This is a genomic window from Kitasatospora sp. NPDC092948, from assembly GCF_044754805.1.
In the GTDB taxonomy this organism is placed as follows: Bacteria; Actinomycetota; Actinomycetes; order Streptomycetales; family Streptomycetaceae; genus Kitasatospora.
The window spans coordinates 478,290-499,354 of the sequence record NZ_JBIVPU010000001.1 but is presented as its reverse complement, the minus strand read 5'-3'; the positions used below and the strand labels follow the sequence as shown (position 1 = coordinate 499,354).

Here is a 21,065-nt window from a genome sequence, read left to right as displayed (position 1 = left end):
GTAACGCATGGAACTCCCCAGCGTGCTCGGCGTGTTCGCGCACCCCGACGACGAATCCCTCGCCGCCGGCGGCCTGCTCGCCCGACACGCCGAAGCCGGGGCCCGGACGGGCGTGGTGACGGCCACCTGGGCGCAGGGCACCCATCGCATCCCCGAACTGGCCGCAGCCCTGGCCGAACTGGGCGCGGGGCCACCCCGCCTGCTCGGGTACGCGGACGCCAAGGTTCCCGCCTCCGCCCCCGGGCAGCCCCGCCTGCTCGACGCCCCCCTGGAGCCGGCCGTCGACCGACTGGTCGCCCACCTGAGGGAGTTCCGCCCGGACTGGGTCGTCACCCACGACGCGTACGGCAATCTGACGGGCCACCCCGACCACCGGCACACCCACCGTCTGACGGTGCTCGCCGTCCACGCTGCGGCCCTCCCCGGTCTCCACCCCGAACTCGGCGCCCCGTGGCCGGTCCGCCGACTCCTGCTGGCCACCCACCCGCACAGCGCCGCACAGGAGTTGGGCCCCCTCCTGCTGCGTCCCGGCCGCACCGCACACAGCGTCCCCGACGCCACGGTCGAGGCCCTCGACGTCACCCCCTGGCTCCCCCGCAAGCTCGCCGCCGTCCTCGCCCACCACTCCGAGGTCCGCCGCGGTGCCCTCCCCGGCCGCCTCGCCGCAGCCCCACCCGCCGTCCGCGACCGACTGATGCAGACCGAGTGGTACCAGTCCCACCCGCTCCCACCGACAGCCTGAACGACAGGCCCCCGAACTCGCCCGCCGGAGAACGGCCCATCAACCGCACCCCCGCGCAGCGGACCCCGCCGTCCGGGGCTCCCCGCCTCTCCCTTCCCCGCCCTCGCCCCGCGCAGCGCGGACCCTCACCGCCCCACCGCCCCCGCGCCTCACAGGCCCTCCCCCTCCCCGGCCCCGCGCAGCGGATCCCCCCGCCCGGGGCTCCTCGCCGCCCCTTCCCCACTCTCGCCCCGCGCAGCGGACCCTCGCCGCCCCACCGCCCCCGCGCTTCACAGGCCCTTCCCCTCCCCCGGCCCCGCGCAGCGGACCCCGCCGTCCGGGGCTCCCCGCCGCCACCCCCGGGCTTGACGTGGCACCGACGAGCGGCGAAGGTGAGCCGCACCATCTGACATGTTGCGTGTGAAATGACACCATCGGCCCCACGTCAACCCGAAACGGCGTGCTTGTGGCGGGCCGCACGCGAGGGGAGGGCCGGGCCCGTGGAGTTGGAGTTGCGGCACCTGCGGGTGCTCTGCGCGATTGCCGACACCGGGAGTGTCGGGCGGGCGGCGGCGGCCATCGGTGCGTCGCAGCCCGCCACCAGCACCCAACTGCGGCGGATCGAGCACCACTTGGGCGCGGTCGTGTTCGAGCGGACGGCAACCGGTGTCGTGCCGACGACTTTCGGGGCGGAGGTCCTCGCCGCCGCCCGCGAGGTGCTCTCCCGGGTGGACCGTCTCGGCGATGCCGTCGCCGCCAACGGCGAGCGCCCGCACCGGGAGTTGCGGCTGGCCACCGACTGTCCGGCGCTGCTGCCCGGCACGCTGGCCCGGATCCGCCAACTCCGGCCCGAGCTCCGGTTCTCGCTGTCCGCCGGCCCCGACGAGCCGTTCGATCTCGCGCTGGCCCTCGACCGTCCCGACTCCGGCCGACGTCCCGTCCCCGCCGCGCTCGCGGCCCGCGTTCTCGCCACCGAGCCGGTGTTCGTCGCGCTGCCCGCCACCCATCCGCTCCGTCATCACGCGGAGCCCGCCCTCGCCGATCTGGCCGCCGAGACCTGGCTGCTGCCCGCCGTGGACGCCGCCGTCCTCCGGGCGGCCTGCGACTCGGCGGCGTTCGCGCCCGCCGCTGTTCGCCAACTCCCGTACGGGCGGCGGGAGGTGCTCGACCTGGTGGCGGCCGGGCTGGGCGCGGCCCTGGTCCCGGCGAGCACGCCGCCGGCCCCGAACACTCTCATCAAACCGCTGCTCGGCGCGCCGCTCTGGTTGCGGTACGTCCTGCTGTGGCGCCGGACCGCTCTCGGTCCGGCGCTCGCCGACACCGTGTTCGCCGCGGCCACCGCCGCCTGCCGCGAACTCGCTGCCGAGGCACCGCACTTGCATGCCTGGGCGGGCCGGACGTTCCGGCCGCCGCGGGCCCGGTGACGGTCGCACGACCGGTCGGACACCAAGAACTCCCCACCGATGTTATGCCGCCGCAGTGCAATGTCATATGACCTGTGACATTGTTCTGACCCTCGCCCCGGTGCCACGATTCATGCGTTCCCCCCGCATCTCCCCAGCCCGTACTCGGTGCACTCCCCCAGCCCCAGCACATGCCCCGGTGCCCACCCCGGCACCTCCCCCGGCTTCAACTCCACCCCCACCCCACAGGAGAAGCAGTGCGCGTGCGCATATCCCTCCCCGCGCTGGCAGCCGGCCTGCTGGCTGGTTGCGCCACGGCGGCCACCCTGCTGCCCGCCCCGGCCTTCGCGGCCACCGGCGGACAGTCGAAGGCCGCCGCCCCGATCACCTCCGCCGTCACCTCCGGCGTCGCCTCCGCCCTCGACGCGAAGGCCCCCGGCGGCGCCGTCCCGAAGCCGCTCGGCCCGATCGTCGCGGCCGCCCCGGACGCCCCGGCCCCGGTCTCGGCCCCGCTGCCCCCGGCCCTGCTCGGCCAGGCCGTGATGGGCCAGCCGGCCGGCACCGCCGTCCAGACCACGCCCCGCCCGGCAGTCCAGCAGCCGAAGCAGCAGAACGCCAAGGGCCTGCTGGCCGCGCAGAGTTGCACCCCGTCCGATTTCGGATCCCGCTCCGGCGCGGACCTGGTCTCGTACGTCAAGGGCTCGACCACCGCGTGCATCGGGACGCTGTACAACGTGACGGGCAGCGACGCCGGCGCGATCTTCAAGCAGGCGAACATGCTGACCGTCGCCAACGCCTTCAAGGACCTGGCGGCGACGTACGACGGCACCAACAACGCCAACATCCTTCAGCTGGTGCAGTTCCTGCGGGCCGGCTACTACGTCCAGTCCTACAACGCGGGCAGCGTCGGCAGCTACGACTCGACGCTGACCGCCGCCACCAGGGCGGGCCTGGACACGTTCTTCGCCGGTCAGCACTGGAAGGACGTCTCGGACGCCAACGGCCTGGTGCTGTACGACGTGCTGGTGCTCACCGACAGCGCCAATGTGCAGGCGAGTTACCTGGGCACGTACAAGCAGGTGCTGAACGGCTACAGCAACAGCTACAACGCGTACCCGAAGATGGTGAACGCGGTGAACGCGGTGCTGTTCGCCCCGCTGTGGCGCGGCAACTGGAACACCGACTTCGTCAACGCGCTGAACGCCGACACCTCGCTGATCAGCACCCTCGGCAGCTTCACCATGAACCACAAGGACCTGCTGGGAACGGCCAATTCCTTCCTTGAGGTCAACGCGGGCAACGACCTGGCCCGGATGTCCGGCGACAGCGCGACGATCGAGGCGGCGGTCCGGCCGCTGGTCAAGCAGATCCTCGACTCGACGCCGATCGTCGGCGCCGGCGGCCCGCTGTACGTGCACGTGGCGTACCAGGCCAACACCTATGACAACAATCAGTGTTCGACGTACGGCACCTGCGACCTGCCCAACAAGCTGATCAACGCGGTGCTGCCGAACGTCCTGGTCTGCGACAACAAGACGCTGCGTGCCCAGGCCCTGACGGTCGCCCAGCTCCAGCCGGTGTGCGAGAGCCTGCGTGGCGAGGACGCGTTCTTCCACAACCTGGTCAAGGACAACGGCCCGATCCCGGGCCAGTACGGAAAGACTCTTCAACTTCCGGTGTTCGCCAGCGCGTTGGACTACCAGACGTACTCGTGGGCGATCTGGGACAACTCCACCGACAACGGCGGCGTCACCATCATGGACGTCACCGACCCGAACAACCAGCCGGTGTCGATCATGTACCAGAAGTCGTGGAACGACGACTTCGCGGGCAACGTCTGGAACCTCAACCACGAGTACACGCACTACCTGGACAACATCTACGACCTGAAGGGCAACTTCGCCACCGAGATCTCCGTCCCGGACATCTGGTGGATCGAGGGCGTCGCGGAGTACGAGTCGTACGCGTACCGGGGCGTGACGGACACCCAGGCGATGACCGAAGCCGCCAAGCACACCTACAAGTTGAGCACCCTGTTCCAGAACACCTACGACAACTCGGACTCCACCCGGGTCTACCCGTGGGGCTACCTGGCCGTGCGCTACATGATGGAGAAGCACCCGGCGGACGTGACCGCCATGCTGGGCCACTTCCGCACCGGGGACTACCAGGGCGGGTACGCGGTCTACAACGGCCTCGGCACCTCGTACGACGCCGACTTCGACGCCTGGCTGAACCAGTGCGCGGCCGGCGCGTGCTTCGCCACCGGCCCGACCGCGCTGTTCGACCAGTCGGTGAACGGCGCGACGGTGACTCTGACCGACCGCTCGGTGGTCACCAACTCGCCCGCGCAGCTGGTCTCCTGGCACTGGACCTTCGGTGACGGCAGCTCCTCCGACGAGCGCAACCCGTCGCACACCTACGCCGCGGCCGGCACCTACACCGTCGCTCTGACCGTCACCGACTCCACCGGCCGCTCCACCTCGACCCCGGCCGGCGTCACCGTCACCACCGGCGGCACCGGCGGCACCACCCTGCCGACCTGCACCGACCAGCGCACCGACGCGATGGGCCAGAACTGCCAGCGCACCGGCCGCACCCGCACCGCCGGCAGCGTCGACTACCTGTACGTCTACCTGCCCGCCGGCACCAGCACCCTGAAGATCACCACCACCGGCGGCACCGGCACCGCGTACCTGTACTACAACGACGCCACCTGGGCCTCCCCCAGCGCCTACACCGCCTCCTCCACCACCCCGAACAGCACCACCCAGACCATCACCGTCACCACCCCGCAGGCCGGCTACCGCTACCTGAGCCTCTACGCGGCCACCGACTTCTCCAACGTCACCGTGGCCACGCAGTTCTGACCCCCACTCCCCCACCTGCCGACGGGCAGTCGCGGCCTCCCATCCGCGACTGCCCGTCGGCTGTTTTCCGCGTACGCGCCACCGCCCGGCCGCCGCCCGGCCTCCCCGCCACCGCCCCTGACGGCCCGCCAGTGCTGTCGGTGCTGTCAGTGCCGTGCGGAACAGTGCGCCGCCACGAGATCCCGCACGGCCGGCATGTGGTGGGGCACCACCATCGAGGCCCCCGATCCCGGCGCCCTCGCCAGGTTCTACGTCGAACTGCTCGGCCGGCACCTCGGCCACAAGGAGCCCGGCACCGCCGCCGTCGCCGCCTCCCCGCAGGGGCCGTTCCTGGTCTTCCAGCGGGCCGACGGCTACCGGGCCCCGGTCCGGCCCCCGGTCGACGGCGAGCAGCGCCCGATGATGCATCTCGACTTCCAGGTCGGCGACCTGGACTCCGCCGTCGCCCTCGGCGCCACCCTCGCCGCCCGTCAACCGCAGCCGCACGTCCGGGTCCTGCTCGACCCGGCCGGCCACCCGTTCTGCCTCTGCCACGACCCGGACTGACGCCACCACCCCGGCCCGGCGCCGACCGAGGACCGAGGACCGACCGCGGGCCGAGGGCCGAGGGCCGACCGCGGATCCAAGCCGCAGCTGTCCGGGCGCAGTGGCAGGAAAGGTGGGGTATACGTCATTGCTGCCAACCGGTGCCACGGGCGAGGGTGGGGGCATGGACGATCGCAGCGTGCTCTTCGTGCTCTTCGACGGGGTGCAGAGCCTCGATGTCACCGGCCCGCTGGAGGTGCTCGCGGCGGCCGGCTACCCGATCCGCACCGCCTCGCCCGGCGGGCTCCCGGTGCGGACGAGCAGTGGGCTGCGGCTGCTGCCCGACGAGGACCTGGCGCAGGCCGCGCCGCCGTGCACGCTGATCGTCCCGGGCGGGCCGGGGGCCCCGCAGTCCGCACCCGAACTGGTCGGCCGGATCGCCGAGTTGGCGGAGGGCGCCGAGCGGGTGGCGTCGGTCTGCACGGGCGCGTTCCTGCTCGCCGAGGCGGGGCTGCTGGCCGGGCGGCGGGCCACCACGCACTGGGCGCACTGCGAGGCACTGGCCCGCCGGTTCCCGGACGTGACGGTCGATCCCGACCCGATCCACGTCCGGGACGGGCGGGTGACCACCTCCGCCGGGATCACCGCCGGGATCGATCTGGCGCTCGCCCTGGTCGAGGAGGACCACGGCCGCGACCTCGCCCTGCGCATCGCCCGGCACCTGGTGGTGTTCCTGCGCCGCCCGGGCGGCCAGGCCCAGTTCTCCACCCAGTTGGCCGCCCAACTCGCCGTCCGCCGGCCGCTGCGCGACGTCCAGAGCTGGATTACCGAACATCCGGACGCCGACCTGTCCGTCGAAGCCCTGGCCCGCCGCGCGTCGCTGTCGCCGCGCCAGTTCGCCCGGGTCTTCACCGCCGAGACCGGCACCACCCCCGGCCGCTACGTGGACGGCGTACGACTGGAGGTGGCCCGCCGCCGACTGGAGGACAGCGACGACGGCATAGAACAGGTCGCCCGCCGCAGCGGCTACCGCAACCCGGAGGCGATGCGCCGCGCGTTCGCCCGCACGCTCGCCGTCAGCCCGATCGACTACCGCCGACGCTTCCGCAAAGCATCCTGACGGGGCGTCACACCGATCCCGAGAGGCACCCGATGAAGATCGCCATCCTGCTCTTCGACCGCTTCACCGCCCTGGACGCCGTCGGCCCGTACGAGATCCTGGCCCGGATGCCCAGCGCCGAGGTGGTGTTCACCGCCGCCCGGCGCGGGCCCGTCCGCTCCGACCTGGGCAGCCTCGCGCTCACCGCCGACGCGACGCTCGACGAAGTCACCGCCGCCGACCTGCTGCTCGTCCCGGGCGGCCCGGGCTCGCTCGACCAGCAGGAGCGGCCCGAGGTGCTCGACTGGCTGCGCGCCGTCGACGCCACCACCACCTGGACCACCTCGGTCTGCACCGGCTCGATCCTGCTGGCCGCCGCCGGGCTGCTCACCGGCCGCCGCGCCACCACCCACTGGCTCCTGCCGCAGGCGCTGGCCGCGTTCGGCGCCGAACCGGTGGACGAGCGGGTGGTGTTCGACGGCAAGTACGCGACCGCCGCAGGCGTCTCGTCCGGCATCGACCTCGCCCTGCACCTGGTGGGCCGGATCCACGACGCCGAGACCGCCCAGGGCATCCAGCTGCTCACCGAGTACGACCCGCAGCCGCCCTACACCGCCGGCTCCACCCGGACCGCCCCGCCCGCCGTGGTCGACGCGGTCCGCGCCCAATACGCCATCCCGAGCTGACCCCGCGGCCCCGGAACGCCATAAGCCCCGCGGCCCAGTGAGCCCCGCAGCCCCGTGAGCCCCGTGAGCCCCGCAGCCCAGTGAGCGCCGTACGGCGCGTCGCCCGGGCCCGGTCACCCCGCCGCGGGGCCGCGTCCGGGCTGCGGGACGACGAAGAACTCGCTGACGAAGCACACGACTTGGCCGTCCTCGGCGTGGCCCACCCAGGTCGGGTAGTGGCCGTCGCCCCAGCCCGTCCGGAAGGCCACCATGGTGTGGCCGGTCGCGGGGTCGGCGACGGTGGCGGGGCGGTGGCCGGCGTCGTGGATGGCGTCGACGACCGGGTCGGCGTCCTGTTCGACCAGTTCGCCGATCGGGCCGACGGCGGACGCGTCCAGGAAGCAGCCGGCACCCGCGTCCACGCCGTAGCCGAAGAAGTCGTCCTGGCCGAGCGCCTGTTCGTCCTGGCCTTCGCTCAACGCCAGTTGCCACCACACCGCCGGACGGTCGCCGACCCGCAGCAGGGCGGCGGCCGTCCGGGTGTCCGAGGAACCGGGGCCGTACGCGTTGCGCACCTCGACCACGGCCAGCGTGACGGGGTAGCGGCCCGGGGGCACCACGACGAGGAACGGTTCGTTCTCGTCCACCAGGCCCACCACCGGGTCACAGGCCACCAACCGCCCGGTGGGGAGCGCGAGTTCGGTCTCGGGCAGCGCAACCACGGTGGCCGTCCGGTCACTTCCGAGGTCGTACTGGCTGCCCGGAGTGAACAGTCGCGCCACGTCGGGGGCAGCAAGGGGCATCAGGGGGCTCGCTCTCGTCGCGCTCGTCGCTCACGGACCGGACGCGAACGGGCTTTTCCGGACAGATCGTCGGACGAACACCACCCGCGCGCGGCCCCCACGGTAGCGCCCCTCCCGCCCCGGCCCCGAAACGGCCCGGGCCCCGGCGGACGGACGGCCGAACCCCGGGCCAGGCCCGATCAATGACGTGGCGCCGGTTCCGGCGGCGTCACTGCGGCGGACTCTGTGGCGCGGATCACGGCAGCGGCCCGCCGGGACCGGACAGGCACAGGTGTGGAGAATTCGATACGCGCGCGGATCAGAGCCGGGGATCCGAAGGCCTTCGGCCAGGTCTTCGAGGAGCACGCCGGCGCCGTGCACCGGCACGCGCTCCGGATGACCGCGGACCGGTCGGTCGCCGAGGACGTGGTCTCACCGACATTCCTGGAGGCCTGGCGCCTGCGCGCCCGGGTGGAGCCCGAGGACGGGAGTCTGCGGCCGTGACTGCTGGGCATCGCCACCAACGTGTTCCGCAACTCGCGGCGGGCCGCACGCCGCCACCGGGAGGCGCCGGCCGAACTGCCGCCGCGCGAGGACGCTCCGGACTTCGCCGTCGAGCTGACCGGCCGGATCGCCGACGCCGAGCAGCTGCGCGCGGCGAAGGCCGCCCTGGAGCGACTGCGTCCGGCCGAACGGGAGGTGTTCGCGCTGTGCGTGTGGGAGAGCCTGGACCACGCCGCCGGCGCAGCAACCTGATGCTGCGGCGGGCCGTTCCGGTCGGCCTGGCCGCCGCCGCGGCCGCGGCCGTGTTCGCCACCGGGGCCGACCTGGGCTCCGCGCCCGGCCACCACACCGTCGCGGTCGGCGGCAGCCCGTCGCCGCTGGAGGCCGGCCAGGTCGCGTACACCTTGCAGAACACCGGCGAGGGCACCGTCGCGCTCACCGTGCTGAACCAGAACGAGCCGGTCGACGTGGCCCGGCTCCAGAGCGACCTGGACCGGCTCGGCGTGCCCAGCCGCGTCTACGCGGGCGAGCCCGGCTGCCAGGCCCCGAAGCCGAACTCGCCGCCCGTCGACACCTCGGACGCCGCACTCCGGGCCCTGAACGGGGACAGCCGGAGCCGGGCGGCCTACTTCGGCCGGGACATCTCCTCGGACGGGCACGCGCAGGTCCTCACGGTGCGCCCCGGGGCGCTCAAGCCGGGCGTGCGGCTCTTCATCCACCTTCCGCTGGCCGTGACCAGCCCCGAGAACGGGTTCCGGCAGTTGGAGGCCGGGCTGATGACGGATCCGGCCCCCGCCTGCATGCCCGCCGCGACGTTCAACAACCCGCTGGCCGACCTGTACCCGTCGGCCACCGCGGCCCCGGCCACAGTCCCCACCGCGACCCCGACCGCAGACCCCACCGCGGTCCCCACCGCAGTCCCCACCGCCGGCCGCTGACCGGTCCGACCGGCGTGCGGGTGCCGGGCGCCGCGCCGGGTGGGAGATCATTCTCGACATGACCCCCGTTCTGGTGTTCGGTATCGCCCTGCTGCTCTCGCTGCTGACCCGTCGGCGGTGGAACGGCGGCGGCGTGCCGATGCCGGTGGCGGCGCCGGCACAGCCGCCGACGGCGCCCGTCCCCGACGGGTTCGATCCCAGGCAGTACGGGCTGGTGTCGAGCGCGGAGCTGGACCCGGGGCGCGCCGGGCCGCCCCTGCCGCTGCTGCGGCGGAAGGAGCTGGAGGCACTGGCCGACTCCTGCCTGGCCGGCGGCTGGCGGGCCGCCGCGGCGTACGTGGCGGCGGCCGGCGAGGACTGGGACGAACGGTGGTCCCGGCTGGACTTCCTGACCCGGGTGGCGGCCGAACGCGACGCCTGGCTGACCGAATGGCGGGCGTCCGGCACCGAGGCGTGCGCCGCCACCACCGTGTACGCGCGGCTGCTGGTGCAGCGCGCCTGGGAGGTGCGCGGCAGCGCCGTCGCCCACCAGGTCCCGGCCGAGCAGCTGGCCGCGTTCAAGTCCGTTCTGGGCGAGGCGAACGCGGCCGCCCGGGAGGCCGCCGAGCTGGACCCGCGCGACCCCGGGCCGTGGGTGGTGCTGGTCACCACGGCCCGCGGCGTCCCGCTGAACCGGCGCCGGTTCAGCGCGCTGTGGCAGGAGTTGACCGCGCGCGCCCCGCACCACGTGGCCGGGCACTGGCAGGCGATGCAGTACTGGTGTGCCAAGTGGCACGGCAGCGACGCGCTGATGCTGCGGTTCGCCGAGGGCGCGGTCCGCACCGCCCCGCCCGGTTCCGTGCTGCCCGGGCTGTACCTCCAGGCGCTGACCGAGCTGGAGCAGCGGCACGGCCTGTCCGGCCTGCCCGACGCGGCCCGCCTGCACGAGCTGCTGCCCGCCGTGGCATCGGCGCTGGCCGCCGTCCCGGCACCGCACGACCAGCTCCCGCTGCTGCGGCACCTGTTGGCGCACTTCGCGCTGGTGTCCCGTCAGCCCGGGCTGGCGCTGGACCAGTTCCGCGAGCTCGGCCCCTGGTGCGGCGCCCACCCCTGGACCTCCACCCACCACCCGGTCCGCGCCTTCGACCACGCCCGCGCCGTCGCCGCGACCCACGCCACCACCGGCTGACGCCCCGCCGGACCACCGGCTGACGCCCCGTCGGACCACCAGCGCGCTCCGATCGGAGCGCGCCCCCTTCCGCTGCGCTCGCGCGCGGGGCGGCGACCTGGACCGCAAAGCGCCGTGACCGCCCCCGGGTTCGGTCGTTATCCCCGAACGTGAGTGCCGATCCCCTGGCCCCGACGGGCGTCAGCGACGAAACGATTCAGCAGTCCCCGATCTACGCCGGGTCGGTGCCCCTCCGGCGCCGGTCCGGCCGCCCCGCGCCCGGGCCGATCGACCGGGAGCGGCCCCGACCGGCCGCCCCGCCCCGGCTCTCCGACTGCGCCACGCAGATCGAACCCGCCGCCCCGAAGCCCACCCCCGCGCCCGCACGCCGCGGACGCGCCCCCGTGCCCGCGCGCACCGCCTTCACCACACCCCCCGCGCGCACCGCACGCAGCACGCCCCCCGAATGCCCCTCCGCCCCCGAGGCCGCCACCCCGTCCGCGTCCGTCCACCCGAGGGAGACCCGGTGACCCACCAGAACACGCCGAGCACCTGGCTCCGGCCCGCCGACGAACCGGACTGCGTCCTGCGGCTGGACGTCACCGTCTGCCCGTGCCCGGGACTACAGGTCAGCGTCCCGGCCCGACTGCGCTACCACCGGTCCGACCCGTACGCGGTGCACCTGGACTGCCACGCCGACCTGGAGGAGCCGATCACCTGGCTGTTCGGCCGCGAGCTGCTCGCCGAGGGCCTGAACGGGCGGGCGGGCATCGGCGACGTGACGGTCCGCCGGTCCGGCTCCGACCCGGAGCTGCTGGCGATCGCACTCAACACCCCGGGGCACACCGCCGTGCTGTACACCCCGTCCGCGCCGGTCCGGGACTTCCTGCGGCTGTCCTACCGGGTGGTGCCGCCGGGGACGGAGTACCAGCACCTGGACACCGGCGCCCTGCTGCACCGCCTGCTGGACGACGGACCACCGGCGCACCGCGACCGGCCCCAGCCGGAGTGAGCCCCGCGCACCCCCGTCTTCGCCTCCGCCCCGCCTCCTCTGCCTCCGCCGCACCGATTTCCCCTCCCGCGCGTTGAACAGGGGGCTTTGCGAAACCTGGATACGCCGCCGACGCCGACCGTACGACTTCCCGAGCTCCGAAGGCCGGCCTCTCGGCAGTCCGCCCGAGGAGTTGTCGATGCCGCACGTCCGTGGACCCAATCTCGCGCTGCGCAGCCGCATGGCGGAGGCCGGGTGGAACGGGCCCGCCCTGGCGGCGGCCCTGCAGAAGGTGGCCCGGGAGAGCGGGTTCAGCGTCGGCTACGACCGGACCACGGTGGCGCACTGGCTGTCGGGCACCCAGCCCCGGCACCCGGGCCCGCAACTGCTGGAGGAGGCGTTCGCCCGGCGGCTGGGCCGTCCGGTCACGCGGACGGATCTCGGCCTCCGGTCGGCCGAGTCGGCCGCCGGCGACGACCTCGACCCGGAGCCGGCAGACGCGCTGACGGGCCTGCGCCGACTGCACGCCAGGCCGTACTCCGGCGACCCCTCGGACGAAACGTTTCAGCCTCCGCTGTTCCGAATCCGACTGCTCCCGGCCCCCCGCAGCTCTCCCCCGTCGGCACCCGCGACCGCTCCCCCGCCCTCCCCCGGCCCATCCGTCCTGTCCGTTCCCTCCGTTCCGCCCACCCGGCTCGCACCGGTGCTGCGCCGCTCCGGCCCGGAGCGGGTGGGGTCGCGGCAGGTCGAGGCGGTACGGGAGATGACGGCGTTCGGGGCGCGGCACTACGACGGGTACGGCGGCGCAATCGCCCGCAGCCCGCTGCTGGGGTACCTGCGAGACCACGTGCTGCCCTGGCTGACGTCCTCCGCCGGCGACCTTCGGCACCGCGAACTCCTGGTCGCCGCCTCCCAGTTGGTGCGCCTGGTGGGACGGACGTACACCGACGACAACCGGCACGGGGAGGCGCAGCGGCACTACCGGTTCGCCTACCGGCTGGCGGCGGAGGCGCAGGACGGGCAGGCGCAGGCGATGGCGCTGCGCGACCAGAGCACCCAGGCGGGGGCGCTGGGGCACCAGGCGTACGCGTCCCGGCTGGCGGACGCGGCGGCCGAGCACCTGCCGTCGGACACCGCGCCGGGGGTGCGGGCGTTCGTGGTGGCGCAGCAGGCGGTGGCGGCGGCCCGGCTGCGGCAGTCCGACGAGGCGCTGCGATTCCTGGAGGAGGCCCAGCAGTGGGCGGCCCGGTCGGTGGCGGAGGGCGGTCCGCACCAGTATCCGGAGCCGGCACTCCTGTACCAGGCGGCGCAGGTCCACCGTTCCCTGCGCGCCACCGAGCTCTCGCTGTCCTACCTGCGGGCGTCACTGCGGGCCCGCCCGACGGGCGAGCACCGGACCATCGGGGTGTCGCTGCTCCAGCTGGCCCACCTGGAGCTGGACGCGGGCAACATCCACCAGGCCAGGCGGGCGTACACGAGTTTCCGCGAGCGCCAGGACGCCCTGCGCTCGCCGGCCACCTCGCTCCAACTCTCCCGACTGGAGGGCCGCTTCGCCCGCCTGGGCGGTTAGGGTCCGGGGCCGCGTCCCAGGACGTCGGCCCCGCCGTGGGATCGGTCTACTCCACGTTGGTGGCGACCACGGTCCACGCGTTGGTCGACGTGTCGTCCAGGCGGAGGTCGAACGCGAAGGTGATCGGCCTGCGCTCGCGTGCGTCGCCGCGGAGCACCTGCTCGGTGCGCCGGTCGACCTCGTAGTAGACGCCCTCCGCGTCGACCGAGACCCGGAAGACGATCGGGTCACGAGAGAGCAGCGAGCGCACCGTGACCGACTTGACGACGGCGTTGCGCATGACGGTCCGGTTGACCGTGCGCACGGACGTGAAGTCCAGGCTGCCGTCGTTCATGACCCACTCTTCGAGGAACCGCTCGACGGAGACCTCGAGTACGGCCTTGTCGAACCGGCCGTCGAGCACGCTCAGGTCGCCGACGGCGGCGTCCGCGTCCGTGCTCCAGGAGATGTTGGTGAGCGACAGGATGTCGCCCGCGCCCCTGACCGCGGTGTTCCCGGCGACCTCGAGGACCGCCTCGCGGGCGATCTCCTTCTGGTCCCAGCTGTCCGTCTCAATGGCGTTGGTCAGGTGGTACGCGCCCTCGGCCGCCTGCTCGATCGACGATACGATCCACTCGCCGGCCTGGTTCTTGCGCAGCGTCCAGTACTCGACCGGGCGGGTCGAGCCGTCCTTGCGCACGGAGTCCGTGCCGTAGGTGCGGCGCACGTAGTCGTTGAGCGTCGCGGTGATCCGGAAGGTGACGGTGTCGTTGACCTCGCCCGCGCGGTTCGCGACGTCGACCAGTTCGACCACCGGGCCGGAGACGATCTCCACCACGTTGATCTCGCCGCGCGACTCGTAGTCGCGCAGCTCTTCGGCCCACTTGCCGTAGAGCACCGGGGAGAGGATCTGCTGCAGCATGGCGTGGTCGTTGCGGGTCCAGGCCTGCTGGGCGGTCGTGTACAGCCAGACGGCCCGGCTTTCGAGGGCGGCCCGGTTGAAGCTCGGGTCGGTGTCGGCGATGGCGTCGACCCGGGCCCCGATCTGGGCGGCGCGCTCGCGTGCCTGCTCGTCCGCGCGGTGCGCCGTACGGTCCGACACCGTGTTCAGGTCGGCCGCCTCCTTCGCCTTCCGGCGCCGGTACTTGATCCACATGACCAGGAGGAGGATGGCCACGACGACCAGCAGGGGGAAGATCCCGCCACCGCCGCCACCGGCCACGAAACCGTAGCCGAAGCCGCCGCCGGTGGACCCGTGGAAGGTGCTGCCGCCGCCCCCGCCACCGCCGCCGGTGAACCCGTGACTACCGCCACCGCCACGGGCGTACGCGACCGCCGGGCTGCTCAGCGCGACGACTCCAGCGACCACAGTTATCGAGCGACGGGCGCGCACGGGGCTCCCCCTTCAAGAATTCGGAGCTGTTCCTCGCGAGCCTACAAGCTGGGCCGCCCGGGTGGCTCCGGGGTCGACGAGTCTCCTGCGGGCGAGGCCGGTGGGCCGGCCGGATCGGGGATCCCGGGCTCGCCGCTCGACCGGCCGGAGCGGTGGCTTGGCAAGGCCGCCCGCCGAGTGGTCAATGGTGGCATGAACGATCCTTCGTACTACTCCCTGGTGGCCCCGGCGCCCGCCCCGGCCGAATCTCCCGCCCCGGACGGGCACGCCGAGATCCCGTCGGCCGAACCACCGGGCGACGGCCCGGCAGCACCCGGCACCTGACGCCCGTCCGACCAGCGGCGCACGCGCCGACACCCGACATCCGACGCCCGACGCCCGACGCCCGACATCCGAGGCTCGCCGCCCGACGCCCGAGGCTCGCCGCCCGACGCCTGACGCCCGCCGGGGCCGGAGCCGGGGCCGGGGCCGGAGCCGAAGCCGGGCCGGCTCCGGGTCGGGCGTTGTTGCCCGGGCCCGGGCCGGCCCGCTCCGTGGTGCCTGCCCGGGGGCAGAAAGGGTTCTCCGCGTGCTGGTCACCGGGCCCCTCAGGAAGCCCGTCCGCCCAGGGCGGGGACCCGGAGGCGGGCGGCGGTGGGGACGGGGACGCGGCCGACCGGGGCGACGGTGGAGAGCGGTCCGATGGGGCGGACCCGATAGCGGTTCAGGTGCCGGCGTTCCGCGTCGCGCAGGGGTCGGCTGCGGCCGGTCCCGGCATCGGTCGGCACGGTGACCGTCCGGGCCTCGAAGACCAGCTCGCCGTCGCGGCGCGCCTCGCAGGCGGTGCCGATGGACGCCTTGCCGAGACGTTCCACCCAGATCTGCACGGGGAGCGGGGCGGGGCTGTGGTAGAGCGGCGTGCGGTAGTCGATCTCATGGCGGGCGATCATGAACCCGTCCTCGAACAGCTCCTGGCCCTCGCTCTCGTCGTACAGCAGGCAGTACACGGCCTCCTGCACGTACTGCAGGACCTTCAGGTTGTTGATGTGTCCGAAGGCGTCCATGTCGCCCCAGCGGGTCCGGCACGAGTAGGTGTACAACGGTCAGCCGTCCATCCGGTGGTCGGTCCCGAAGCCGAGAGTGCGGCGCAGGTAGCCGTAGGCGTACGGGGAGCGGTGCAGAGCGGCGTCGTCGCCCTGCTCGTAGACCTCGCTCGCGGTGTCCAGGACGGCGAGGCCGAGGATCTTCTCCGTCCGCCGGCAGAGGTGTTCGAGTTCGGTGAGTCGCTGGGATGCGGGCAGGCCCGCGAGGGCTGCGCACACCTTCTCCACCTGATCGACCCCGCCACGGTACTCAGTCATCGGTTCCTCATTTCCTGTCGGACTTGATGTGTGTAGGGCCTCATCCGCCGAGGGGAAGGACAGGCGGATCCGTTGACGCCAAGGTCCTTCCGGTGATCAAACTCGGTCCCCCCGCAGCCGGACATGGTGGGGCTCCCTGTGTTTGGTTGAAGATCGCTGCGTTCCTGGACTCTTTCAACACAGCCCTCCACCCGACCCTGTTTCAGCGGTGGCCGACCTCCTGAACCGTACGTACACCAACCCAGACGAGGCGGTCGACACCCGGAGCCGACCCGGAACGCGCGACCATAGGGTGATCACATGACCTGATGGGCTGCCCGCGGTGCGGCCGCCCGACCACGAACGGCCGCACCGCAGCACCGCACACCGGTCCGACGTCAGGCGCGGGCCTGCCTCCACTCATCGGCCAGCAGGCCGAGCAGCACCTGGTCCAGGAACTCGCCCAGCACCCAGGCCGAGGACCGCAGCCGCCCCTCGACCACGAACCCGTTCCGCTCCGCGGCCCGGATCATCCCGTGGTTGTCCGCCAGCGTGTCGACCTGCAGGCGCTGAAGCCCGCGCACCGAGAAGGCGTACTCGCACAGCACGGCGACCAGGTCCGAGCCGTACCCCTTCCCGCGGCTTGACGGCAGCAGCCCGAGCCCCAGGTGCGCCGACCGGTTGAGGTGGTCGATGCCCCAGACGCTGGCCACCCCGATCAGCTCACCGTGCTCCAGCTCGACCACCGAGAACTGCACGTTGCTCGGATCGTCGGCCACCGGATGCGGCGGCCTGCTCCCCACCGCGACCGGCTGCCACGGCCGGCCTTCGGACCGCGCCGCGGTCACCACGTCGTTGTTGAGCTCCCGCTGCACAATCGGCAGGTCCTCGTCGTGCCGGGCCCGCAGCCCGATCTTCTCACCTCGAAGCATTCAGGCTTCCTATCCGACGAACACCCGCTCCGGCAAACGCTTTTGACACCCCGCCGCACGCGTCGCCTCCCCTCCCCCGCGCTCGGCCCGCCGGGCCCGGTCCCGGCTCCCGAAGAGGCGGGGATCCGGCACCGCCGGCCCCGGTCCGCGCACCGCTCGGCGGGACATCGGGGCAGGTCGAAGGCCCGGTCGGCGTTCGCCGACCGGAGTTGACGGGTCGTTCGGACTTCCACCACCCTTCCACTAATTGATTAGTGGAAGGGTACTTTCCCCATGCGCTCAGCCATGCCCGCCCCCGTGCTCCCACCCGCCGCCACCGCACCCCCGCCGACCGCCGGCCTCGCGCGACTGGCGCCCGCCCGGCTCTCACCCGCCGTGCTCGCGTGGGGACTTGGCGTCCTGTTCGCCGCGCTGTACTGCTGCGTCTCGCTGAACCGGTACCGCCGGCTGGAGAGTCAGGCGTACGACCTGGGGATCTTCGAGCAGGCGGTGCGGGCGTACGCGCACGGGCGGGCGCCGATCGTGCCGCTGAAGGGGCCCGGGTACCACCTTCTCGGCGATCACTTCCATCCGGTCCTGGCCGTGCTCGCGCCCGTGTACCGGGTGTTCCCGGACGCCCGGACGCTGCTGGTGGCGCAGGCGGTGCTGATGGCGCTGGCGGTGGTGCCGCTGGCGCGGTGGGCGTGCGAGACGGGCGGGCGGCGACGGGGGGTGCTGGTCGGCTGCCTGGCGGGGGCGTCCTGGGGAGTGGCCGCCGCAGTCGGCGACGACTTCCATGAAATCGCCTTCGCCGTACCGCTGTTGGCGTTCGCGGCGGTGGCGCTGGGTCGCCGCCGGCCGGTCGCGGCGGTGTGCTGGGCGCTGCCGCTGGTGCTGGTGAAGGAGGATCTGGGGCTGACCGTCGCGGCCGTCGCCGTACTCGCGTTCCGGCGGGCGCCGCTCGGCAGCCGGGCCCGGGTCGCGACGGTGGGCGTGGCGCTGTTCGGCGTGGCGGCGACGGTGGTGACGGTCTTCCTGATCGTCCCGGCCTTCAACCCGACCGGCGGGTTCGACTACGGCAGCCAGCTCTCCGCCGGGCAGGCCGCGTCCGCGCCGTGGACGGTGCCGCTGCGGCTGCTGTGGCCGCCGCTGAAGTGGCTGCTGCTGGCGCTGATGGCGGCCACGGTCGGCTTCGCGGGCCTGCGTTCGCCGCTGGTGCTGATCTGCGCGCCCACCCTGGCCTGGCGGCTGCTGGCCGACAACCCGCACTACTGGGGCGTCAGTTACCACTACAGCGCGGTGCTGATGCCGCCGCTGCTGGCGGGCCTGGTGGAGGCCGTGGGCCGCGCCGGCCGCCGCCGGGCCCGCCGCACCCTGGCGCTGGCCGCCCTGACCGCCGTCCTGACCCTGCCGTTCTACCCGCTGCGCGACGTGGCGCTGCCCTCGGCCTGGGGGACGTCCGAGCGGGTGGTGCAGATCCGGGCCGCGCTGGCCCGGATACCGGACGGCGCGAGCGTGGTGGCGACCAATCACCTGGCCGCCCAGCTCGCCGGCCGGACGGAGGTCGCCCTGGTGTGCCGGGAGCCCGAGCCGCCGCTCGGCGCGCTGCGCCCCGACGGCGCCCCGGAGGGCGGCCCGCAGTGGGTGGCGGTCGACCTGGCCGACCCGAGCGTGCACGTGCCGTGCCCGGCCGCCGAGACCTGGCGGATGCTGGTCCGCTACGAACAGGACCTCGGCTACCGGGTGGTGGTCGACGACGGCGACCTGGTGCTGCTGCGCCACCCCTGACACCGCCCGCTCCGGCTTGACCGCAGCGCCGCCCTCCGCCACCATTCCACTAATCAACTAGTGAAAGGGTGATGCAGCGTGATCGAGTACCGCCTCGATCGGCGCAGCGGCGTCCCCACCTATCAGCAGATCGTGCAGCAGACCAAGCAGGCGCTGCGGCTCGGTGCGCTGCAGCCGGGGGACAAGCTCCCGACGGCCCGGGAGGTGGTGGAGCGGACGGCGGTCAATCCCAACACCGTGCTCAAGGCGTACCGGGAGTTGGAGCGCGAGGGCCTGGTGGAGCCGCGTCCGGGGCTTGGCACGTTCGTGCTCCGCTCGCTGTCCCGGCCGGGCACGGCCGAGGACGGCCCGCTGCGGGCCGAGTTGACGGCCTGGGTGGACCGGGCGCGGCAGGCGGGGCTGGACCGGGAGGACATCACCGCGCTGGTGACCTCCGTGCTGGATCAGCGCTTCGAGTCGGGGGTTCCCCCGGTGGAGCGGGAGACGAGGAGTGAGGGGGAGCGATGAGCGAGGTCACGGGCCCCGTGCCCGCGGTGTCGGCCGTGGGGCTGGGCAAGAGTTACCGTCGCGGCCAGTGGGCGCTGCGGGACTGCGGGTTCACCGTCCCGGCGGGCCGGGTGTGCGGCGTGGTGGGGCCGAACGGCGCGGGCAAGAGCACGCTGTTCGGGCTGATGGCGCAGCTGTTCGCGCCGTCCGAGGGCGAGTTGCGGATCTTCGGCGAGCCGGCCGGCGCGCCCGGGCTGCGCGAGCGGATCGGCTGTGTGACGCAGAGCAAGCCGCTGTACCCGTCGTTCACCGTCGAGGAGACGCTGCGGCTGGGCCGGGAGCTCAACCCGCGCTGGGACGAGGCGGGTGCGCGTCGCGTGGTCGAGCTGGGCGAGCTGTCGCCCACGGCCCGGGTGGGGTCGCTGTCCGGCGGGCAGCGCAGCCGGGTGGCGTTGGCGCTGGCCATCGGCAAGCGGCCCGAACTCCTGCTGCTGGACGAGCCGTTGGCCGATGTGGACCCGCTGGCCCGGCACGAGCTGATGGGCCTGCTGCTGTCGGAGGCCGCCGAGCACGGCACCACCGTGCTGATCTCCTCGCACCTGCTGGCGGAGCTCGACGGCGCGATCGACCATGTGCTGCTGGTGCAGTCCGGCCGGGTCCGGCTGGCCGGCGAGCTGGACGAGATCCTGGACAACCACTGGCTGGTGACGGGCCTCGCCGACGGGCCGCGCCCGCCCGGTGACGCGGTGGAGTGGCGGGTGACGGGCCGTCAGGCCACCGGCCTGCTGCGCACCGACTCGCCGGTGCCGGACGCGTGGGAGCCGAGCCGCCCGCAGCTGGAGCAGCTGCTGCTCGGCTACCTGCGCAACCCCGACTCCCCCGCACCGAATGCCCATGGAACTCCCAGCACTTGCGAGGCCGCCGCATGACCACCGCAGAGCTCTCCTCCGGGACGGCCCCTCGGCTGTCCGTGCTGCTGCGCCCGCGCGGCGCGTTCTGGCCGGCCTGGCGGCAGAGCCGTCCGCTGCGCCGGGTGGCGGGCGGGCTGCTGCTGGTCGCGGTGCTCGGTCTGGTGACGGTGCATCTGCTGATGGCGGACGCCGAGTACGGTCTCACCCACGGGGTGTGCACCGACCCCGGCGCCTGGATTCAGCCGCAGTGCTCGGACCTGAACGACCGGATCTTCCGGCTGAACACGGTGTTCCTGAACGTGGTGCAGCCGGCGATGGTCGCCCTGCCGGTGGTGGTCGGCATGTTCGTGGGCGCGCCGCTGCTGGCGCAGGAGTACGAGCGCGGAACGATCCGACTGATCCGGTCGCAGTCGGTCTCCCCGGTGCGCTGGCTGGCGGCCCGGCTGGTCGTCCCGGCGGCGGTGGTGGCGCTGTCGGCGGGAGTGGTGTCGGTGCTCACCGCCTGGATCTGGCGGGCCGACATCGCCGGCCACCGGATCCTCGCCTACTCGCCGTACCCGGGCTTCACCTATCACACGCTCGGCCTGGCCCCGCTGGCCTGGTCGCTGTTCGGGCTGGCGCTCGGCGCGGCGGTCGGCGTGCTGCTGCGGCGCACGGTGGCGGCCATCCTGGTCAGCGGCGTGCTGGTGGTGCTGGCGGAGGTGCTGATGCGCCAGGTCCGGCAGTACTTCGTCCCGCTGGTGCACAGCACCGACCCGAACAGCCGTAACTATCTCGGCCACTTCATCCAGCCCCAGCAGTCGTGGGTGGTGAACGACGGCGTGGTGCTCGCGGACGGCACCCGGCTGCCCTCCTCCGCCTGCGGCGCCGACTACCAGGTCTGCGAGAACGCGCCCTCGGTCTGGGGCGACTACCACCCGGTGTCGCACTTCGTGCCGATGCAACTCGTCGAGGCGGGGCTGCTGTTGGTGCTCTCCGCCGTGCTGGTCGCCCTGGTGTTCCGCCGGGTGACGCGCACCGCGCTCTGAGCATCCACGCTCCGGGCGTCCCCGCTCCGGGCGAC

Annotated in this window: 22 protein-coding genes; 17 read left to right on the top strand and 5 right to left on the bottom strand. The window is 73.5% G+C overall.

Annotated features, from left to right (window positions below):
* Nucleotides 1–7 precede the first annotated feature (7 nt).
* From ACIQF6_RS01885 to ACIQF6_RS01860, 6 genes are all read left to right on the top strand, one after another.
* Nucleotides 8–742, top strand: coding sequence for a PIG-L deacetylase family protein (locus ACIQF6_RS01885; protein WP_400888855.1), 735 nt, complete (start codon nt 8–10; stop codon nt 740–742).
* A 479-nt stretch (nt 743–1,221) separates the two neighbouring features.
* Entirely contained in the window at nt 1,222–2,145 is a 924-nt protein-coding gene (locus ACIQF6_RS01880) for a LysR family transcriptional regulator (protein ID WP_400888852.1), read from the top strand.
* A gap of 242 nt (nt 2,146–2,387) precedes the next feature.
* On the top strand, nt 2,388–4,994 hold the full coding sequence (locus tag ACIQF6_RS01875; RefSeq protein ID WP_400888849.1) for a collagenase: 2,607 nt from the start codon (nt 2,388–2,390) through the stop codon (nt 4,992–4,994).
* Nucleotides 4,995–5,189: 195 nt separating this feature from the next.
* Nucleotides 5,190–5,540 carry a VOC family protein gene (locus tag ACIQF6_RS01870; protein ID WP_400888846.1) on the top strand — a complete coding sequence of 117 codons (351 nt, stop codon included), beginning with the start codon at nt 5,190–5,192 and terminating at the stop codon, nt 5,538–5,540.
* 163 nt (nt 5,541–5,703) lie between these two features.
* Nucleotides 5,704–6,639, top strand: a complete 936-nt coding sequence (locus ACIQF6_RS01865) for a GlxA family transcriptional regulator (RefSeq protein WP_400888843.1) — start codon at nt 5,704–5,706, stop codon at nt 6,637–6,639.
* 32 nt (nt 6,640–6,671) lie between these two features.
* Entirely contained in the window at nt 6,672–7,304 is a 633-nt protein-coding gene (locus ACIQF6_RS01860; protein WP_400888840.1) for a DJ-1/PfpI family protein, read from the top strand.
* A gap of 113 nt (nt 7,305–7,417) precedes the next feature.
* Here ACIQF6_RS01860 and ACIQF6_RS01855 read toward each other — a convergent pair whose 3' ends face one another.
* Entirely contained in the window at nt 7,418–8,086 is a 669-nt protein-coding gene (locus ACIQF6_RS01855) for a DUF4241 domain-containing protein (RefSeq protein ID WP_400888837.1), read from the bottom strand.
* 273 nt (nt 8,087–8,359) lie between these two features.
* Between ACIQF6_RS01855 and ACIQF6_RS01850 the strand changes: the two genes are divergently transcribed.
* The 6 genes from ACIQF6_RS01850 (at nt 8,360) to ACIQF6_RS01825 (ending at nt 13,215) form a co-directional block, all read left to right on the top strand.
* Nucleotides 8,360–8,569, top strand: coding sequence for an RNA polymerase sigma factor (locus ACIQF6_RS01850; RefSeq protein ID WP_400888834.1), 210 nt, complete (start codon nt 8,360–8,362; stop codon nt 8,567–8,569).
* Between the two features lie 21 nt (nt 8,570–8,590).
* A complete protein-coding gene (locus ACIQF6_RS01845) occupies nt 8,591–8,821 on the top strand; it encodes a hypothetical protein (protein ID WP_400888831.1) in 231 nt (76 codons plus the stop codon).
* Entirely contained in the window at nt 8,782–9,507 is a 726-nt protein-coding gene (locus ACIQF6_RS01840; protein ID WP_400888828.1) for a hypothetical protein, read from the top strand. The genes ACIQF6_RS01845 and ACIQF6_RS01840 overlap by 40 nt, the downstream gene beginning before the upstream one ends.
* A gap of 58 nt (nt 9,508–9,565) precedes the next feature.
* Nucleotides 9,566–10,675, top strand: a complete 1,110-nt coding sequence (locus ACIQF6_RS01835) for a hypothetical protein (protein WP_400888826.1) — start codon at nt 9,566–9,568, stop codon at nt 10,673–10,675.
* Between the two features lie 505 nt (nt 10,676–11,180).
* Nucleotides 11,181–11,666 (top strand): SsgA family sporulation/cell division regulator, encoded by a 486-nt coding sequence (locus ACIQF6_RS01830; protein WP_400888823.1) that lies wholly within the window; start codon nt 11,181–11,183, stop codon nt 11,664–11,666.
* Between the two features lie 178 nt (nt 11,667–11,844).
* Nucleotides 11,845–13,215 carry a hypothetical protein gene (locus ACIQF6_RS01825; protein WP_400888820.1) on the top strand — a complete coding sequence of 457 codons (1,371 nt, stop codon included), beginning with the start codon at nt 11,845–11,847 and terminating at the stop codon, nt 13,213–13,215.
* Nucleotides 13,216–13,261: 46 nt separating this feature from the next.
* Here the strand turns inward: ACIQF6_RS01825 and ACIQF6_RS01820 are convergent, their stop codons facing one another.
* A complete protein-coding gene (locus ACIQF6_RS01820; protein WP_400888817.1) occupies nt 13,262–14,563 on the bottom strand; it encodes a TIM44-like domain-containing protein in 1,302 nt (433 codons plus the stop codon).
* 216 nt (nt 14,564–14,779) lie between these two features.
* Between ACIQF6_RS01820 and ACIQF6_RS01815 the strand changes: the two genes are divergently transcribed.
* Nucleotides 14,780–14,911 (top strand): hypothetical protein, encoded by a 132-nt coding sequence (locus ACIQF6_RS01815; protein WP_400888814.1) that lies wholly within the window; start codon nt 14,780–14,782, stop codon nt 14,909–14,911.
* Between the two features lie 263 nt (nt 14,912–15,174).
* Here ACIQF6_RS01815 and ACIQF6_RS01810 read toward each other — a convergent pair whose 3' ends face one another.
* The 3 genes from ACIQF6_RS01810 to ACIQF6_RS01800 form a co-directional block, all read right to left on the bottom strand.
* Complete coding sequence (locus ACIQF6_RS01810) at nt 15,175–15,666, bottom strand: acyl-CoA thioesterase (protein ID WP_400888811.1); 492 nt, start codon at nt 15,664–15,666, stop codon at nt 15,175–15,177.
* A gap of 3 nt (nt 15,667–15,669) precedes the next feature.
* Entirely contained in the window at nt 15,670–15,927 is a 258-nt protein-coding gene (locus tag ACIQF6_RS01805) for a hypothetical protein (RefSeq protein WP_387635726.1), read from the bottom strand.
* A 377-nt stretch (nt 15,928–16,304) separates the two neighbouring features.
* Nucleotides 16,305–16,838, bottom strand: a complete 534-nt coding sequence (locus ACIQF6_RS01800; RefSeq protein ID WP_400888807.1) for a GNAT family N-acetyltransferase — start codon at nt 16,836–16,838, stop codon at nt 16,305–16,307.
* Nucleotides 16,839–17,111: 273 nt separating this feature from the next.
* Between ACIQF6_RS01800 and ACIQF6_RS01795 the strand changes: the two genes are divergently transcribed.
* The 4 genes from ACIQF6_RS01795 to ACIQF6_RS01780 all read left to right on the top strand — a co-directional run bounded on the left by ACIQF6_RS01795 (nt 17,112) and on the right by ACIQF6_RS01780 (nt 21,030).
* Nucleotides 17,112–18,605 (top strand): DUF2079 domain-containing protein, encoded by a 1,494-nt coding sequence (locus ACIQF6_RS01795; protein WP_400888804.1) that lies wholly within the window; start codon nt 17,112–17,114, stop codon nt 18,603–18,605.
* Nucleotides 18,606–18,683: 78 nt separating this feature from the next.
* Entirely contained in the window at nt 18,684–19,112 is a 429-nt protein-coding gene (locus tag ACIQF6_RS01790; protein WP_400888801.1) for a GntR family transcriptional regulator, read from the top strand.
* Nucleotides 19,109–20,020, top strand: coding sequence for an ATP-binding cassette domain-containing protein (locus ACIQF6_RS01785; protein WP_400888798.1), 912 nt, complete (start codon nt 19,109–19,111; stop codon nt 20,018–20,020). Before ACIQF6_RS01790 ends, ACIQF6_RS01785 begins: the two co-directional genes overlap by 4 nt.
* Nucleotides 20,017–21,030 carry an ABC transporter permease subunit gene (locus ACIQF6_RS01780; RefSeq protein ID WP_400888796.1) on the top strand — a complete coding sequence of 338 codons (1,014 nt, stop codon included), beginning with the start codon at nt 20,017–20,019 and terminating at the stop codon, nt 21,028–21,030. The genes ACIQF6_RS01785 and ACIQF6_RS01780 overlap by 4 nt, the downstream gene beginning before the upstream one ends.
* Nucleotides 21,031–21,065 lie beyond the last annotated feature (35 nt).